Source organism: Isoptericola sp. NPDC056618 (genome assembly GCF_042792715.1).
Classification (GTDB): Bacteria; Actinomycetota; Actinomycetes; order Actinomycetales; family Cellulomonadaceae; genus Isoptericola; species Isoptericola nanjingensis.
This window is the reverse complement of the sequence record NZ_JBHTVZ010000016.1, coordinates 91,766-106,573: the sequence shown is the minus strand read 5'-3', so window position 1 is coordinate 106,573 and position 14,808 is coordinate 91,766. Positions and strand designations below refer to the sequence as shown.

The following is a 14,808-nucleotide window of genomic DNA, read 5'->3' as shown; positions in this document are numbered from 1 at the left end:
TACAACGACGCCACCATCGGGAACGCCGTCAGCACCACAAAACCCACCAACCACGGCGACAAGAACGCGAACCCCGCACCCGCCTCACGGCGACGGGATCGGGCGCTTCGTGGGTTGCTGGCACGGGTGGGTGCGGCGGAGGGGGCCGCCGGAGCCGTCTCACCGGTCACTGTCACGTGGTCCGTCTTTCTGAGTCGTCGTCGACACAGCGTCTGCTGACACGTCATGGTCGAGCATTGGTGCAACGTTGCGATCTAACGTTGGATCACGATGAACTACCGCGGCACCTCTCGTCAAGGGGTGGCGCGCCGTTTGCGTCGGACCCGGTCCGGGACCGACGGCGAGGAGGACGAGTGGACGACGACGGCACGACGAGCACGGGGAGCCCGGCCGTCACGACGACGAAGCCGCCGGGGGTCAAGGACGTCGCGGCGGCCGCCGGGGTGTCGTGGAAGACGGTCTCGAACGTCGTGAACGGCACGGGCCGGGTCGGCGCGGCGACCCGCGGACGGGTCGAACGGGTCATCGCCGACCTCGGCTACAGGCCCAACCTCGCCGGCCGTCAGCTGCGCCAGGGGCGCACCGGGATCCTCGCGCTGGCGGTGCCGCAGATCGACTCGCCCTACTTCTCGACCCTCGCTCACGAGACGATCGAGGTGGCGGCGGCGCGGGGCTACCGGGTGCTGATCGACGAGACCCGCGGGGTCCCGGAGGCCGAGCGCCTCGTGGCGCGCGGCTTCGACGTGCGTCTCATCGACGGCATCGTGTTCAGCCCGCTCGACCTCAGCCTCGACGACGTCGACGAGCTGCGCGGCAGTACGCCGATGGTGCTGCTCGGCGAGCGGCCCTGGCACCCCGGCGGGGCGCTGACCACCGACCACGTGAGCATCGACAACGTCGCCGCCGCGCGGGAGGCCACGCGCCACCTGCTCGGGACCGGGCGTCGCCGGCTCGCCTTCCTGGGCGCGGAACCCGAGGTGCCGGAGCGGTCGGGAGCCCCCCGCCAGCGCGGGTTCGTCGAGGAGCTGCGCGCGGCCGGGCTCGAGGTGCGGCCTCCCTGGCTGCTCCCGGTGGCGGACTACAGCCGACGGTCCGGAGCGCGCGCCGTCGAGGACGTGCTGCCCCGTGCGGGCGAGATCGACGGCCTCGTGTGCGGCAACGACCTGCTCGCGCTCGGGGCGATGCACGCGCTTCGCACGAACGGCGTCCGGGTGCCGGAGGACGTCGGCGTGGTGGGCTGGGACAACACCGAGGACGGCCGCTACGCCAACCCGGGTCTCACGACGATCGCGCCGGACGTGCGAGGGGTCGCGGAGGCCGCCGTCGGCCGCCTGGTGGCGCAGGTGGAGCGCACCGGAGGGGCGCCCGAGGACGTCGTCGTGCCCCACCGGTTGCTCGTCCGTGAGAGCTCCCGTCGACAGGGCTGACGGCGCCATGTCGCAGACGCCGGTTGGTACAACGTTGCGTTTTTCGGATCACGGAGGTTGAATCAGCCCGGACCATCGACCACGCCGACCGCGACGGAGCAGCCGCCATGGCAGACCACCTCACCCACCTCGACCCGCCCTCCGCCCACCCGGGCACCGCCGTGCCGCGACCGGAGTACCCGCGCCCGCAGGTGGTGCGCGAGCGCTGGCTCAACCTCAACGGCACGTGGCAGTTCGAGCTGGACCGCGGCGACTCGGGACTGGAACGCGGTCTGCGCGACCGCGGGCTCGCCGGCACCATCACCGTGCCGTTCGCGCCCGAGTCGGAGCTGTCCGGGATCGGGGACACCGACTTTCTCGAGGCGGTCTGGTACCGCCGCGAGGTGACCGTCCCGGCCGAGTGGGCCGCCGTCGCCGGCGACGACACGCACGTGCTGCTGCACTTCGGCGCCGTCGACCACGACACCACCGTGTGGGTGGACGGCACCGAGGTGGTGCGTCACCGCGGCGGGTTCTCGCCCTTCACGGCCGACCTGCACGGCGTGGCGGCGCCCGGCGACACCGTGACCGTCGTCGTGCGGGCCCGCGACCCGCGCGAGGCCCGGCAGGCCCGCGGCAAGCAGGCCACCTGGTACGCGAACACGCACTGCCAGTACACGCGCACCACCGGCATCTGGCAGACGGTGTGGCTGGAGCCCGTGCCGGGCGCCCACCTGCGCCGTCCGCGCGTCACGCCGCACGTGGCGAGCAGCGCGTTCGACGTCGTGCTGCCGCTCACCGCGAACCGCCCCGGCCACACCGTCACCGCGACGCTCACCGACGCCGACGGTGTCGTGGCGTCCGAGACCGCGCGCGCCGACGTCGACCTCGCGCCCGCGCTGCGCGTCGTCGTCCCCGAGGGCCGCGTGCGCCTGTGGGGCCCGGGGGATCCGCACCTGTACGGCCTGCGCGTGGAGCTGCGCGACGGCGACGGCGCGCTCGTCGACGCCGTGGACTCCTACGCGGGCCTGCGGTCCGTCGCGATCGACGGCCAGGCCGTGAAGATCAACGGCCGCGCCGTCTTCCAGCGGCTGGTGCTCGACCAGGGGTACTGGCCCGAGTCGCTGATGACGGCGCCGTCGGACGCCGCGCTCGTGCGCGACATCGAGCTCGGGATGCAGGCCGGCTTCAACGGCGCGCGCCTGCACCAGAAGGTCTTCGAGGAGCGGTTCCTGTTCCACGCGGACCGGCTCGGCTACCTCGTGTGGGGCGAGTTCGGCGACTGGGGCGTGAGCGGGCAGGGCACCGTCGGTCACAACCAGCAGCCCACCGCGTCGTTCACCACCCAGTGGCTCGAGGTGCTGGAGCGGGACCACTCGCACCCGTCGATCATCGGCTGGTGCCCGCTCAACGAGACGCACCAGGACCTGCACGACCGGATGACCGTGCTCGACGACGTCACCCGCGGCATGTTCCTCGCCACCAAGCTCGCCGACCCGTCGCGCCCGGTGATCGACGCCAGCGGGTACGCGCACCGCGTGCTCGAGACCGACGTGTGGGACTCGCACAGCTACGAGCAGGACCCGGCGGCGTTCGCCCGTCAGATGGCGGGGTTGGCCGACGGCGCGCCGTACGAGAACCGGCGCGACGACGTGGCGATGTCGCTCCCGTACCGGGGCCAGCCGTACTTCGTCTCCGAGTACGGCGGCATCTGGTGGAACCCGGAGGCGGCGGCCGCCGCGGCGGGGAACGACACCGCCGAGTCGTGGGGCTACGGCCAGCGCGTCCCCGACGAGGAGGGGTTCCACGCCCGGTTCCGCGGCCTGACCGACGTGCTGCTCGGCGACCCGCTGATGTTCGGCTACTGCTACACCCAGCTCACCGACGTGTTCCAGGAGCAGAACGGCGTGTACCGCTTCGACCGCTCCGAGAAGCTCGACGTCGCCCGTGTCCGGGAGGTGCAGCAGCAGGTCGCCGCCGTCGAGGAGGCGGACCGGGCCGCGGTCTGACGCACGGGCGGACCTCCGGCGGCGGCCGGGCCTACTTGTCCCAGGCCGTCGTCGGCGGCAGCCCGCGGGCCGCGCGCTCGGCGTTGAGCAGCTCCTCGACGAGCGCGCGCTGGCCGGCGGTGTACTCCCGGCCGTCGGTGAGCTCCGCCGCCACCTAGCCCAGCGCCGACAGGCCGAAGGCGGTGGCGAAGCCGAGCACCGTGACGAGCCCGGTGACCGGGCCGCCGAACTCGGTGGCCTCGGGGATCATCGTGTCCACCAGCATGGTCAGCAGGGCGCCGGCGGCGAAGGCCTGCACGACGGCGATGGTCACCGGGTCCGCGCTGCCCAGCGCGGCGTACCCCACCCCGGCCGCGACGGCGGACACCAGGGTGGTGCCGCCCCAGAGCAGCGCCAGCCGCGCGGTGGAGGCGCCCGCCTGCCGCAGCCCGACGGTGGCGGACATCGCCTCGGGCAGGTTGGAGATGAACACGGCGGCGAGCACCGCGACGCTCACCCCGCCACCCCCGACCAGGGTCGAGCCCAGCACCACGGACTCGGGGATGCCGTCCAGCACCGTGCCCAGTGCGATCGCGCCGCCCGACCCCGCCGACTGCGCGCCCGTGGACCGCTTGCGGTCCTGGCCGCCGCGCCGGTCGATGAGCAGGTCGCCGACGAAGAACGTCAGCGCCCCGGCGGCCAGGCCCGCGAGCAGCACCCAGCCGCTCGCCGCGCGCGAGGCGTCCTCGACCAGGTCGTACGCCACCGCGCTGATGAGCACCCCCGCGCCGAACGCCATCATGAGGCCCGTGAGCCGACGGCTCGGCGTCCGCCACAGGACGAGGGCCGCACCGATCAGCAGCGACGAGCTGCCCAGCAGACCCCACCAGAACCCGGTCATGCGGACAGTGGACCAGGTGGCGCGGCCGGCCGCCCGTCGACGGCGGCCCGGCCGGGCGCGCGGGTGCGTCGTTCCCGCGCTGCTGCGAGCATCGCCGGATGGACCTGCAGGAGCTCGTGCGACCGGAGCCGACGTCGATACCTCGCCGGATCGGGAGGGTCACGCTCGGTGTGGCGCTCGCCGGTGCCGGGATCACCCACCTCACGGTCGCCCGCGAGGAGTTCCGTGCCCAGGTCCCCGCCTGGTTCCCGGTCGACGAGGACGTCACCGTCCTCGCGTCCGGGGTCGTGGAGATCGTGCTGGGCGGGTCGCTCGTCGCGCTCTCCCGGTGGAAGGTCGCGGTCGGGCTGGTCGTCGCGGCGTTCTTCGTCGTGATCTTTCCCGGGAACGTCGGCCAGTGGCTCGAACGGAAGGACGGGTTCGGCCTCGACACCGACGCCAAGCGGTTCGTCCGGCTGTTCTTCCAGCCGGCTCTCGTCGCGCTCGCGCTGTGGTCGACGGGGGCCTTCGCCGCCCTACGCCGCGCCGCCCGCCGCTGACCGGCGGCCGGTGACCACCGGGCACGTCGCGAGGTGGTCGTCCACGAGCCCGCAGGCCTGCATGGCCGCGTACGCCGTCGTCGGGCCGAAGAAGCGGAAGCCTTCCTTCTTCAGCGCCTTGGCGAGGGCCACCGACTCGGGAGTGCTGGCCGGCACGGTGTCCCAGGCGCCGAGCCGGCGCTCGCGGGGCGGGGGAGCGAACGACCAGAACAGCTCGTCGAGCGTGCGGCCGGCGTCGTGCAGGGCGAGCACGGCGCGCGCGTTGCCGATCGTGGCCTCGATCTTCTGCCGGTTGCGGATGATCCGGGCGTCGCCGAGGAGCCGCTCGACGTCGTCCTCGCCGAGGGTGGCGACGCGCTCGGGCTCGAAGTCGAGGAACACCTCCCGGAACGCGGGGCGCTTGCGCAGCACGGTGATCCACGACAGGCCGGACTGGAACCCCTCCAGCGCGATGCGCTCCAGCAGCGCGGCCTCGCCGTGCACGGGCACCGCCCACTCCGTGTCGTGGTACGCCTCGTACAGCGGGTCGCCGTCGCCGAAGCAGCGGGCGGCGACGGGCGGGGCGTCGGGCTCCTGGCCGGTGGTCGTCGTCATGCCCCCAGCCTGCCCGGTGCTCCCGACACCCGACCGCGTTTGTCCACAGGCCCCCGCGGTCCGCTCAGCCCTTGACCGACCCGGACATCAGGCCGCCCATGAAGTACCGGCCCAGCAGCACGTACACGAGCAGCGTGGGCAGCGACGCGAACAGCGCGCCCGCCATCGAGACGCCGTAGTCCTGCAGCAGCGCGCCGTTCGCCAGGTTGTTCAGCGCGAGGGTGACCGGCCCGTTCTGGCTGGAGGAGAAGAACACGGCGAACAGGAAGTCGTTCCACGCCGAGGTGAACTGCCAGATGAGCACGACGACGAAGCTCGGCACGGAGATCGGCAGCACGATCCAGGCGTACGTGCGCAGCATCCCCGCGCCGTCGACGCGCGCCGCCTCGACCAGCTCTTGCGGCACGGTCATGTAGTAGTTGCGGAAGATCAGCGTCGTGATGGGGATGCCGTAGACGACGTGCAGCAGGATCAGCGAGGGGACGCCGCTCGGCACGCCCAGCCCGAGCACCAGCTGGTTCAGCGGGATCATCACCGCCTGGTACGGGATGAACATGCCGAACAGGATCAGCGTGAACACGAGGTCCGCCCCGGGGAACCGCCACCGCGACAGCACGAACCCGTTGAGCGACCCGAGGAACGCCGAGATCAGCGCGGCCGGCACCACCATCTGCACGGTGCGCGCGATGGCGGGCGAGAGGGTGGACCACGCCGTCTCCCAGTTGGCGGTCGTCCACACCTGCGGCAGGTTCCACGCGCGGGTGGGGGCGGCGTCGCCCGGCCCCTTGAAGCTGGTCACGAGCAGCACGTACACCGGCACCAGCACCACGAGCACGAAGAGGAGCAGCACCAGGTAGCGCAGCGTGCGCCCCACGGTGAACCGGCCGCGCGGCGCGGCGCGGCGCCCGAGGTCGATGGGGCGCCCGGCCTCCTCGACGACGGCGGTCATCGCTTGTCCTGCCGATGCGTGTGGACCAGGTACGGCACGATGACGATCGCCACGATGACCAGCAGGATCGTGCCGACGGCGGCCGCGTTCGCGTAGTCGAAGGCCGACTTGAACACGTACATGTCCACGGCGGGCACCTTGGTCTGGTAGTTCGCCGGCTTGGAGATCGACATGATGAGGTCGAACGCCTTGAGCGACATGTGGCCGATGATGATGAGCGCGGACAGCGCGATCGGCGACAGCTGCGGGAACAGCACGTGCCGGTACAGCTTCCACTCGCTCGCGCCGTCCACCCGGGCGGCCTCGCGCAGCTCCACGGGGATGCCGCGGAAGCCGGCGAGGAACAGCGCCATCACGTAGCCGGAGAGCTGCCAGATCGCGGGGATCGCGATGGCGACGATCCCCACGGACACGTTGTTCCACCAGTTGTTCTGCAGCGCGTCCAGGCCGATCATCTGGAACAGCCGGTTGAGGCCGGACGCCTGCTCGTCCTGGTTGGAGTTGAGCAGCCACCGCCACACCACGCCCGACGCGATGAACGAGACCGCCATCGGGAACAGGTAGATCGACCGGAAGAACCCCTCGCCCCGCAGCGGCTTGTCGAGCAGCCAGGCCCACAGGAAGCCGATGACCATCGTGCCCACGAGGAACACCACGGTGTACAGCACGAGGTTGGTGAGCGAGTGCTGGAACTCCTCGCTGCCCAGCAGGTCGAGGTAGTTGCGCAGCCCCACGCCCGTCGTCGGTGCCTGGCCCGTCGCCTGCGCGGCCGTGTGGTTGTCGGTGGTCGACTGCCGGGCGTTCGCCACGATGAGGCCGTAGACGAACACCCCGACCAGGATCAGCGAGGGCAGCAGCAGGAGCAGGGGAGCGCCGGCGCGGCGGACCGCCCGGCGCACCCCCGCCCGCCTGCGCGTGGCGGTGGCCATCGGCGCCTCAGCCGGCGTTCGCGGCGGCCAGCTCCGACTGGAACGCCGCCAGGTCGGACGCCCCCGAGGTGAACTTGCTCGTGGCGTCCGTGATGGCCGTGAGCGTCGCCACCGGGACCGCGGCCCCGTGCGCCAGCGAGGACACGATCGTGTCGCTCTTGAAGGCCTCGGCCGCGGACTGCTGGTACTCGCCGAAGGTCGACATGTCGACGTCCGTGCGGGCCGGGATGGAGCCCTTGGCCTTGTTGAACGCCTCCTGGCCCTCGGCCGACCCGACCGTCTCGAGCCACGCCTTGGCCCCGTCGGGGTGCGGGGCGCCCACGGGCAGCGTGAACGAGTCGGCGAGGAAGTCGAAGACGCCGTCCGTGCCCGGGACGGCGAAGGCCGAGTAGTCGGTGCCGAGCTCCTGGTCCTGCTCCTCGTACGACGCCTCCGCCCAGTCGCCCATCACGGTGAACGCGGCCTTGCCGTCGATGACGAGCTGCTGCGACTCCGGCCAGTCCAGGCCGTCACGGTCGGTGTTCGTGTAGCCCATGAGGGTCTCGAAGTCCTCCAGCGCCGCCGTGACCTCCGGGCCCTTCCAGTCGGTCGACCCGTCCCACAGCCCGGAGTAGCCTTCCGCACCCAGGTCGGCCAGCAGCACCGTCTCGAGCAGCTGCACCTGCGTCCACGCCTGCGCGACGGCGAGCGGCGTGACGCCCGCCTTCTTCAGCGTGGCCAGGTCGTCCATCCACGACGAGAGGTCGGAGTACGTGGCGTCCGGGTCGAGACCGGCGTCGGTGAGCACCTGCCGGTTGGACCACACCACGTTGGCGCGGTGGATGTTCGACGGGATCGAGTAGATCTCGCCGTCGTCCGCGGTGAGCCGGTCCATGAGGTCGGGCGGGAAGACGTCGGTGAGCCCGAACTCGTCGTAGAGGTCGGAGACGGGCTCGATCTGCGCGGCGTCGATGTAGTCCTGCAGCTCCGCGCCCGCATGGGCCTGGAACGTGTCCGGCGGGTCCTGCGCCTGCAGGCGGGTCTGCAGCAGGTCCTTCGCCTGCGACCCTGCTCCGCCGGCCACGGCCCCGTTGACGAACGTCACGTCCGGGTGCTGCTCGTCGAAGACCTTGACCAGCGCGTCCAGACCGGCCTTCTCCGACCCGGCCGCCCACCAGGTGAAGACCTCCACCTCGTCCGCGCCGCCGCTGCCGCTGCTCTCCGGTTCACCGCCGTTGCCGCCGCACGCGGCCAGCGCCAACGCCGCCACCGCCGCGACCGCGGCGACAGCCGACGTCCTGGGAGCTCCTCGCATCTGCCTCACCCCTACGCCCTCGGGCCGGTGGGGGGTCGGTGCGCGCGGCGCGCGTCACCGGCCTGGCGCGTCCTTGCGCCCCGGTCTCGCTCTCATCGCACGACCGGCGCGGTCACGGTGTCAAGGCGCCCGGGGAACCTTCGCCCGAATCGTGACCGGATGTCACCCTCGTGCGACGCCGGCAACGCCGTCACGCAGGAGGTCGTGAAGGCGTTCGGTCTGCGCTGACCTGACCTGCCGACGTAGTACCCGATGATGCTTCCTGGGAAGGAAGCATCATCGGGTACTACGTCGGTGGCGTGGTCTTCATTCGCACCCGGTCCCGTCGCCGTCCCGGTCCAGGTGACCGCCGTAGCCGGGGTCGCCGGCGTGGACCGGTGCCGCGCCGGCCGCTCGCGCGGCGTCGCAGTTCTCGTAGTAGGCGGACTGCGGCTCCGGCTCGGAGGGCTGCTGCTCCTGCTCGGAACCCGGTGCAGTGTCGGACGCCTCACCCGGGGGGCCCTGCTCGCCTTCGGGTCCGGCCTTGCCGCGCGGCCCGGCCGGTCCTCGAGGGCCCGTGTCGCCCTGCGGGCCGGGCTCGCCCTGCGGCCCAGGGGGACCGGCGGGACCTGCCGGTCCCTGCTGCGTCCCGCCAGCTTCCAGCGCGGCGATCCGCGCGTCCTGTGACGCGAGGGCGGAGCCCTCGACAAGGACCAGCAGCGACAGCAGCGCGATGAGCACGATCGCGGGCCAGCTGGTCTTCCGGCGGGGCGGGGGAGGCGTCACGGGTGCCTCGATCGATGGTGCGGCCATGTCACCCTCCGCATATGAACGTGGGCGCCGCCCGGTCGTCCGGGCAGTGCCGCCGACATCGTCGTCGACGTACCGAAGAAGAGGAAGGAGATTGCAGGTCCGGAACGCCGGGGTCGGGTGCACTCCGTGACGCTAGGCTCCCGGTCCGTGACCTCAGCGCTGACGATCCACACCGCGGGCGACGCGGTCTCTCCCACGGTCGTGCTGCTGCACGGCCTGTCCGACGCGGGCGACAACTTCCCCGACCTGGTGGACCGCTGGCAGCCGGAGTGGCGCATCGTCGCGCCGAGCATGCGCGGCCACGGCACCTCGCCCCGGTTCCGCGACGACGAGCTGGGCGGCACGGCCGAGCTGATGCTCGCCGACATGCTCGCCGTCCTCGACGACCAGCCGGACCCCGTCGTGCTGCTGGGGCACTCGATGGGCGGGGCGCTCGCGCTGCGCGCGGCCGTCGCCCGCCCGTCGGCCGTGCGGGCGCTCGTCCTCGAGGACCCGCCGCGTGCCGACGGCGGTCCCAGCCCGGCGGAGCACGCCGCCGGGTTCCTCGCGTTCGTCGAGGGCACGAGCGCCCGCGTCGCACGCGGCGAGCTCGAGGCGCTCGTCACCGAGAGCGGGTGGAGCCGGTCCGAGGTCGAGGCCTGGGCCCGGTGCAAGCCGCAGGTGCAGCGGGACTACCTGCGCCACGGGCTGCACCTGGGCCCCGACAGCTGGGCCGACCTCGTGCCCCGGCTGACGGTACCGACCCTGCTGGTCCTGCCCGACCGGGACAGCGTCGGCCCGGCACCCACCGAGCCCGGACCGGAGAACCCCCTGCTGCGGACCGTCGTCGTCGCCGACGCCGGCCACTGCGTGCGTCGCGACCAGCCCGAGGCGTACGTCGAGGCCGTCGAGGACTTCCTGGCCTCCGTGCTGGTCTGACCCCCGCGCGGGCTCCGGCGCTCATCCCCGTGACAGCACCAGCGCGGCGCTGTGGCCGCCGAAGCCGAACGCGTTCACGAGCGCGTGCCGCGCCGTCGTCGTCCGGGGGGTGGTGACGACGTCGAGGTCGACCTCCGGGTCCGGGTCGTCGAGGTTGATGGTGGGCGGCACGACGCCGTCGCGCAGGGCCAGCAGCCCGACCAGCGCGCCCAGGGCGCCGGACGCGCCGAGCAGGTGCCCCGTGGACGCCTTCGTGGCGGTCACGGGGGGCGGGCTGCCGAGCGCGGCGCGCAGGGCCGCGGCCTCGTTGACGTCGCCCATCGGCGTGGACGTCGCGTGCGCGTGCACCAGCCCGACGTCGCCCGGTGCCAGGCCGGCGTCGTGCAGCGCGAGCGTGATGGTCCGGGCCTGGTTGGCCGGGTCGCCGCCGACGATGTCGAACGCGTCGGAGGTGAGGGACGTCCCGTCGACGGCGCCCAGGACCGTCGCGCCGCGGGCGCGGGCGTGCTCCTCGGCCTCGAGCACCACGAGCACGGCGCCCTCGCCCATGACGAAGCCGTCGCGGTGGACGTCGAACGGGCGCGAGGCGCGCAGCGGCTCGTCGTTGCGGGTCGACAGCGCGCGGACCCGGCCGAACCCGGTGAGGGACAGCGGCACGATGCTGGCCTCCGCCCCGCCGCACACCACGACGTCCGCGGCCCCCGAGCGGATCAGGTCGCGGCCCTGACCGATCGCCTCCACCCCCGCGGCGCAGGCGCTGACCGGGGCGCGGGCACCGGCCTTGGCACCCAGGTCGAGGGACAGGTACGCCGCCGGTCCGTTCGCCATCGCCATCGTGATGGTGTGCGGGGACACGCGACGGTAGCCGGCCGTCCCCAGGGTGTCCTGCATGGCGACCGTCGTCCCGATGCCGCCGTGCGCCGTGCCCACCGCCACCGCGAGCCGGGTGGGGTCCACGTCCGGCGATCCCGCCGACGCCCAGGCCTCCCGGCCCGCGACCAGGGTCAGCTGCTCCACCCGGTCGCGTGCGCGGCGCTCGGGCACGCTCAGCCCGTCGGCGAAGGCGTCGTCCGCCCGCGCGGCGATGCGCACCGGCAGGGTGCCGGCCCAGTCGTCCGTGATCGCGCCGGCCCCGTTCGCGCCGGCCCGGAGGGCCGCCCACGTCTCCTCGACCGTGCCCCCGACGGGCGTGACCGCCCCCGCACCCGTGACCACCGTTCGTCGCACCCGCATGCTCCTCGTCAGTCCGGTTGCCCCCTGCACCCGCACCGTGCGAGACCTTGTTGCGCGCAACTCTGCCCTGCCCTCCCGCGCGTCGCCCATGCAGGTCAGGCCTCGGCGCGGTTCCATGAGGGGACGGAGAGAACCGCCGGGCCCGCGCGACGAGGCGAGGGGCACGGACGAACCGTGCGGGAGCACGATCCGCGCGAGAGCACGATCCACGGCAGGATCCAGGAGGTCGCGATGAGCCAGACGATCGACGAGACCGGCGGCGGGACGGGCGGCGCCGCCCCCGAACCGGGCCTCAAGCGGGTGATGGGGCGCAAGCTCCTGCTGCTCTTCATCGTCGGGGACATCCTCGGCACCGGCGTCTACGCCCTCACCGGACAGGTCGCCGGCGAGGTCGGCGGCGCCGCCTGGGCGCCGTTCCTCATCGCGTTCGTGGTGGCGACGCTGACCGCGTTCTCCTACCTGGAGCTGGTCACCAAGTACCCGCAGGCCGCGGGCGCCGCGCTGTACACGCACAAGGCGTTCGGCATCCACTTCGTCACGTTCATCATCGCGTTCATGGTGATGTGCTCCGGCATCACGTCGGCGTCGACGGCGTCGAACGCGTTCGCGGGCTTCCTCAACGACGGCTTCGGCCTGGGCCTCGAGCCGGGTGGGGCGGGGCTGCTGCTGATCGCGCTGGGGTTCATGACCCTGGTGGCGCTGGTGAACTTCCGCGGCGTCGGCGAGAGCGTCAAGGCGAACGTCGTGCTCACGATCGTCGAGCTGTCCGGCCTGCTCATGGTGATCTTCGTCGGCATGTGGGGCATGACCCAGGGCCGGGCGGACTTCTCCCGCGTGGTGGTCTTCGAGAGCGCCGACGACAAGAGCGTCTTCCTGGCCGTGACGGCGGCGACGACGCTCGCCTTCTTCGCCATGGTGGGCTTCGAGGACTCCGTGAACATGGCCGAGGAGTGCCGCGACCCCGTGAAGGACTTCCCGCGCACCATGCTCACGGGCCTGTCGATCACGGGGCTCATCTACGTGCTGGTCGCGATCACGGCCGTCGCGCTGGTCCCGGTAGGCGACCTGGCCGACGACTCGAAGGGGTCCGCGCTCACCCAGGTGGTCGCCGCCGGGGCGCCGGGCCTCCCGTTCGACACGATCTTCCCGTTCATCGGCATGTTCGCCGTCGCGAACTCCGCGCTGATCAACATGCTCATGGCGTCGCGGCTGCTGTACGGCCTGGCCCACCAGGGCGTGCTGCCGCGCAGCTTCGGCAAGGTGCACCGCACCCGCAAGACGCCGTGGGTGTCGATCATCGTCACCACGCTCATCTCGTTCGGGCTCATCATCTACGTGGTCCGGGCCAGCGCCACCGAGGCGGGCTCGGACGCGATCAGCCTGCTGGGCGGGACGACGTCGCTGCTACTGCTCACCGTGTTCGCGGTGGTGAACGTGGCGCTGCTGGTGCTGCGCCGCAAGCCCGTGCACCACGAGCACTTCCGCACCAAGACGTGGATCGCGGCGCTCGGCGCCGTCACCTGCGCCTTCCTCGCGGGTCCGTGGGCGCGCAGCGAGGCGCAGCAGGAGCAGTACGTCATCGCCGGCGGGCTGCTCGCCGTCGGCCTCGTGCTGTCCTTCATCACCTGGCTGTACAACCGCACCGTGAAGCACCAGCAGATCCACTTCGAGCACGTCGAGGAGCTCGAGGAGGACAAGCCGCAGGCGGGCTACCCGAAGCGGTGACGCGACCGTCGACGCCGGACCACCCCGAACCCGCGCACGCACCGACCCCGGTCTGCCTCACCGTCAGGGGTCCCGAACCCCGGCGTCAGGCGGAGCGGTCCCAGGGCGTCCGGGTGCTGGCTCGTCGGGTGCCGGACGTTCGGGTGCCGGATGTTCGGGTGGTGCCGGATGACCGAGCGTGCCCGGGCCGGTGGGGTCTGCCGGAGGGTCGCGGTGGGTCCGCCCGGTCGGTGACGTCCAGGTGACGGCGCCGTCCGGTGCGAGCCGGCTGCGCCAGGCGGTCCCGTGCTTCATCCCGTGATGGTGGCGGCAGAGGTGGGTCAGATTGTCCGCGACGGTGCGCCCGCCGTCGGACCACGCGACCACGTGGTCGACGTCGCACCGGGCCGCCGCCCGCGTGCAGCCCGGGAACCGGCACACGCCGTCGCGCTGCTGGAGGAACGCCCGCAGCGCCGCGGGGACGGTGTAGGTGCCGGGGTCGGTGGTGAGCACCCGACCGTCGACCGGGTCGACCAGCAACCGCCGCAGCGACGGGGCCGCCGCGGTGAGCGTGGATGCCGTCATCGCGTCCATCGGCCCGTGCCCGTCGAGGTCGGCAGCTGCGTCGGAGCCGCCCACCAGCGACAGCACCGGCACCGTCACCCGGACCGTCGGCGTGATCCGTCGCGCGATCCCGGCCAGGCCGGAGACGTTCCCACCGGCAGGGTCTCGGTCGGCGGTGCCGACGTCGCAGGCCGGGTTCGTGCCCGCGAGCAGCAGGTCGGCGGCCGCGTCCGCGCGGAGCTGGGCGAGGGTCCGGTCGTCACCGGCTTCCCGGGCGTGCATCCCGGCACGGGTGAGGCGGTCGTAGGCCGCGTGGGCGACGTGCGCGGGCAGGTGGGCGGTGAGCCAGGCCATGCCGTCGGCACCGGGATCGACGTAGACGGCCCGGGCCTCCGCGGCCCGGCGATGCCGCTCGACGAACGGCTCCGGGTGGGCCACGTCCCGGGCGCGACGCAGGTGCCGGCGCAGCTGCGGCACGGTGCTGGTCGCGGCGCGGGGGAGCACGTCGGACTCGACACGGCTGCGCGACTCGGTGTCCGGGAGTGCCGCCAGCGTGTCCGCGATCGCGGTGGCGTGCGCCAGCGAGACGTCGCCGTGCCGCAGAGCGTCGAGGGTGGCGTGCCCCGCCTCCCCGACGCCGACCGCCAGCGTGCGCGCCGTGTCGAGGAGGTGGGAGGCGGCCTGCTCGGTGAGGCGCAGCGCCGTCGCGAGGTCGGCCGTGAAGGCTCGTCGGGCGAGGTCGCGGCGGCGCGCGGCGCCCGCGCGGCTCAGCGCGACGTCGTCGTGCGCCAGCAGCGCCGCCTCCGCGCGCAGCGCCGTGACCCGGGCGCGTTCCGTGGCGACCAGCTTGCGCGCCTCGAGCGCGTGGACCTGGCGTTGGAGCTCCACGACCTCGTCGATCGCCGCCGACACGTGCGCGAGCGACGGCGTCGCCGGGGGCGGGTCGGCGAGGCGGGACGTCGGCACGGTGTCGAACATGTGTTCGACCCTAGCGGTG

Annotated in this window: 14 protein-coding genes; 5 read left to right on the top strand and 9 right to left on the bottom strand. The window is 73.0% G+C overall.

Translation table 11 applies throughout. The features are described from left to right. Nucleotides 1–353 precede the first annotated feature (353 nt). Both ACFQ8T_RS17110 and ACFQ8T_RS17105 read left to right on the top strand, forming a co-directional pair. Nucleotides 354–1,427, top strand: coding sequence for a LacI family DNA-binding transcriptional regulator (locus ACFQ8T_RS17110; protein ID WP_430547683.1), 1,074 nt, complete (start codon nt 354–356; stop codon nt 1,425–1,427). A 107-nt stretch (nt 1,428–1,534) separates the two neighbouring features. Beyond that, entirely contained in the window at nt 1,535–3,415 is a 1,881-nt protein-coding gene (locus tag ACFQ8T_RS17105; RefSeq protein WP_430547682.1) for a glycoside hydrolase family 2 protein, read from the top strand. A gap of 31 nt (nt 3,416–3,446) precedes the next feature. Here ACFQ8T_RS17105 and ACFQ8T_RS17100 read toward each other — a convergent pair whose 3' ends face one another. Together ACFQ8T_RS17100 and ACFQ8T_RS17095 are read right to left on the bottom strand one after the other, a co-directional pair. Continuing rightward, on the bottom strand, nt 3,447–3,569 hold the full coding sequence (locus ACFQ8T_RS17100) for a hypothetical protein (RefSeq protein WP_430547681.1): 123 nt from the start codon (nt 3,567–3,569) through the stop codon (nt 3,447–3,449). Continuing rightward, on the bottom strand, nt 3,570–4,295 hold the full coding sequence (locus tag ACFQ8T_RS17095) for a ZIP family metal transporter (protein WP_430547680.1): 726 nt from the start codon (nt 4,293–4,295) through the stop codon (nt 3,570–3,572). It lies immediately after the preceding gene. 98 nt (nt 4,296–4,393) lie between these two features. Here ACFQ8T_RS17095 and ACFQ8T_RS17090 point away from each other — a divergent pair, with 98 nt between their 5' ends. Beyond that, nucleotides 4,394–4,834, top strand: coding sequence for a DoxX family protein (locus ACFQ8T_RS17090; protein ID WP_429765212.1), 441 nt, complete (start codon nt 4,394–4,396; stop codon nt 4,832–4,834). On the opposite strand, the gene ACFQ8T_RS17085 is transcribed toward ACFQ8T_RS17090, so the two are convergent. The 5 genes from ACFQ8T_RS17085 to ACFQ8T_RS17065 all read right to left on the bottom strand — a co-directional run bounded on the left by ACFQ8T_RS17085 (nt 4,811) and on the right by ACFQ8T_RS17065 (nt 9,392). Then, the gene (locus tag ACFQ8T_RS17085) at nt 4,811–5,428 is read right to left on the bottom strand and encodes a DNA-3-methyladenine glycosylase I (protein ID WP_430547679.1); all 618 of its coding nucleotides are present in this window, start codon (nt 5,426–5,428) and stop codon (nt 4,811–4,813) included. The genes ACFQ8T_RS17090 and ACFQ8T_RS17085 overlap by 24 nt on opposite strands. Before the next feature lie 64 nt (nt 5,429–5,492). Further along, nucleotides 5,493–6,377, bottom strand: a complete 885-nt coding sequence (locus tag ACFQ8T_RS17080; RefSeq protein ID WP_430547678.1) for a carbohydrate ABC transporter permease — start codon at nt 6,375–6,377, stop codon at nt 5,493–5,495. After that, nucleotides 6,374–7,306 (bottom strand): carbohydrate ABC transporter permease, encoded by a 933-nt coding sequence (locus ACFQ8T_RS17075; RefSeq protein ID WP_430547677.1) that lies wholly within the window; start codon nt 7,304–7,306, stop codon nt 6,374–6,376. The genes ACFQ8T_RS17080 and ACFQ8T_RS17075 overlap by 4 nt, the downstream gene beginning before the upstream one ends. 7 nt (nt 7,307–7,313) lie before the next feature. After that, nucleotides 7,314–8,600 (bottom strand): ABC transporter substrate-binding protein, encoded by a 1,287-nt coding sequence (locus ACFQ8T_RS17070; protein WP_430547676.1) that lies wholly within the window; start codon nt 8,598–8,600, stop codon nt 7,314–7,316. Between the two features lie 306 nt (nt 8,601–8,906). Then, entirely contained in the window at nt 8,907–9,392 is a 486-nt protein-coding gene (locus tag ACFQ8T_RS17065) for an excalibur calcium-binding domain-containing protein (protein WP_430547675.1), read from the bottom strand. 147 nt (nt 9,393–9,539) lie between these two features. Here ACFQ8T_RS17065 and ACFQ8T_RS17060 point away from each other — a divergent pair, with 147 nt between their 5' ends. Next, on the top strand, nt 9,540–10,310 hold the full coding sequence (locus ACFQ8T_RS17060; RefSeq protein WP_430547674.1) for an alpha/beta fold hydrolase: 771 nt from the start codon (nt 9,540–9,542) through the stop codon (nt 10,308–10,310). 21 nt (nt 10,311–10,331) lie between these two features. On the opposite strand, the gene ACFQ8T_RS17055 is transcribed toward ACFQ8T_RS17060, so the two are convergent. Beyond that, nucleotides 10,332–11,537, bottom strand: coding sequence for a beta-ketoacyl-[acyl-carrier-protein] synthase family protein (locus tag ACFQ8T_RS17055; RefSeq protein ID WP_430547673.1), 1,206 nt, complete (start codon nt 11,535–11,537; stop codon nt 10,332–10,334). Between the two features lie 237 nt (nt 11,538–11,774). Between ACFQ8T_RS17055 and ACFQ8T_RS17050 the strand changes: the two genes are divergently transcribed. Then, nucleotides 11,775–13,268 carry an APC family permease gene (locus ACFQ8T_RS17050; protein ID WP_430547672.1) on the top strand — a complete coding sequence of 498 codons (1,494 nt, stop codon included), beginning with the start codon at nt 11,775–11,777 and terminating at the stop codon, nt 13,266–13,268. Nucleotides 13,269–13,331: 63 nt separating this feature from the next. Here the strand turns inward: ACFQ8T_RS17050 and ACFQ8T_RS17045 are convergent, their stop codons facing one another. Further along, the gene (locus tag ACFQ8T_RS17045; RefSeq protein ID WP_430547671.1) at nt 13,332–14,789 is read right to left on the bottom strand and encodes a DUF222 domain-containing protein; all 1,458 of its coding nucleotides are present in this window, start codon (nt 14,787–14,789) and stop codon (nt 13,332–13,334) included. Nucleotides 14,790–14,808 lie beyond the last annotated feature (19 nt).

Coding starts and splice junctions, on each gene's coding strand:
- ACFQ8T_RS17105 (WP_430547682.1), top strand. CDS start 1,535: ATGGCAGACCACCTCACCCACCTCGACCCGCCCTCCGCCCACCCGGGC.
- ACFQ8T_RS17095 (WP_430547680.1), bottom strand. CDS start 4,295: ATGACCGGGTTCTGGTGGGGTCTGCTGGGCAGCTCGTCGCTGCTGATC.
- ACFQ8T_RS17090 (WP_429765212.1), top strand. CDS start 4,394: ATGGACCTGCAGGAGCTCGTGCGACCGGAGCCGACGTCGATACCTCGC.
- ACFQ8T_RS17085 (WP_430547679.1), bottom strand. CDS start 5,428: ATGACGACGACCACCGGCCAGGAGCCCGACGCCCCGCCCGTCGCCGCC.
- ACFQ8T_RS17080 (WP_430547678.1), bottom strand. CDS start 6,377: ATGACCGCCGTCGTCGAGGAGGCCGGGCGCCCCATCGACCTCGGGCGC.
- ACFQ8T_RS17075 (WP_430547677.1), bottom strand. CDS start 7,306: ATGGCCACCGCCACGCGCAGGCGGGCGGGGGTGCGCCGGGCGGTCCGC.
- ACFQ8T_RS17070 (WP_430547676.1), bottom strand. CDS start 8,600: ATGCGAGGAGCTCCCAGGACGTCGGCTGTCGCCGCGGTCGCGGCGGTG.
- ACFQ8T_RS17065 (WP_430547675.1), bottom strand. CDS start 9,392: ATGGCCGCACCATCGATCGAGGCACCCGTGACGCCTCCCCCGCCCCGC.
- ACFQ8T_RS17050 (WP_430547672.1), top strand. CDS start 11,775: ATGAGCCAGACGATCGACGAGACCGGCGGCGGGACGGGCGGCGCCGCC.
- ACFQ8T_RS17045 (WP_430547671.1), bottom strand. CDS start 14,789: ATGTTCGACACCGTGCCGACGTCCCGCCTCGCCGACCCGCCCCCGGCG.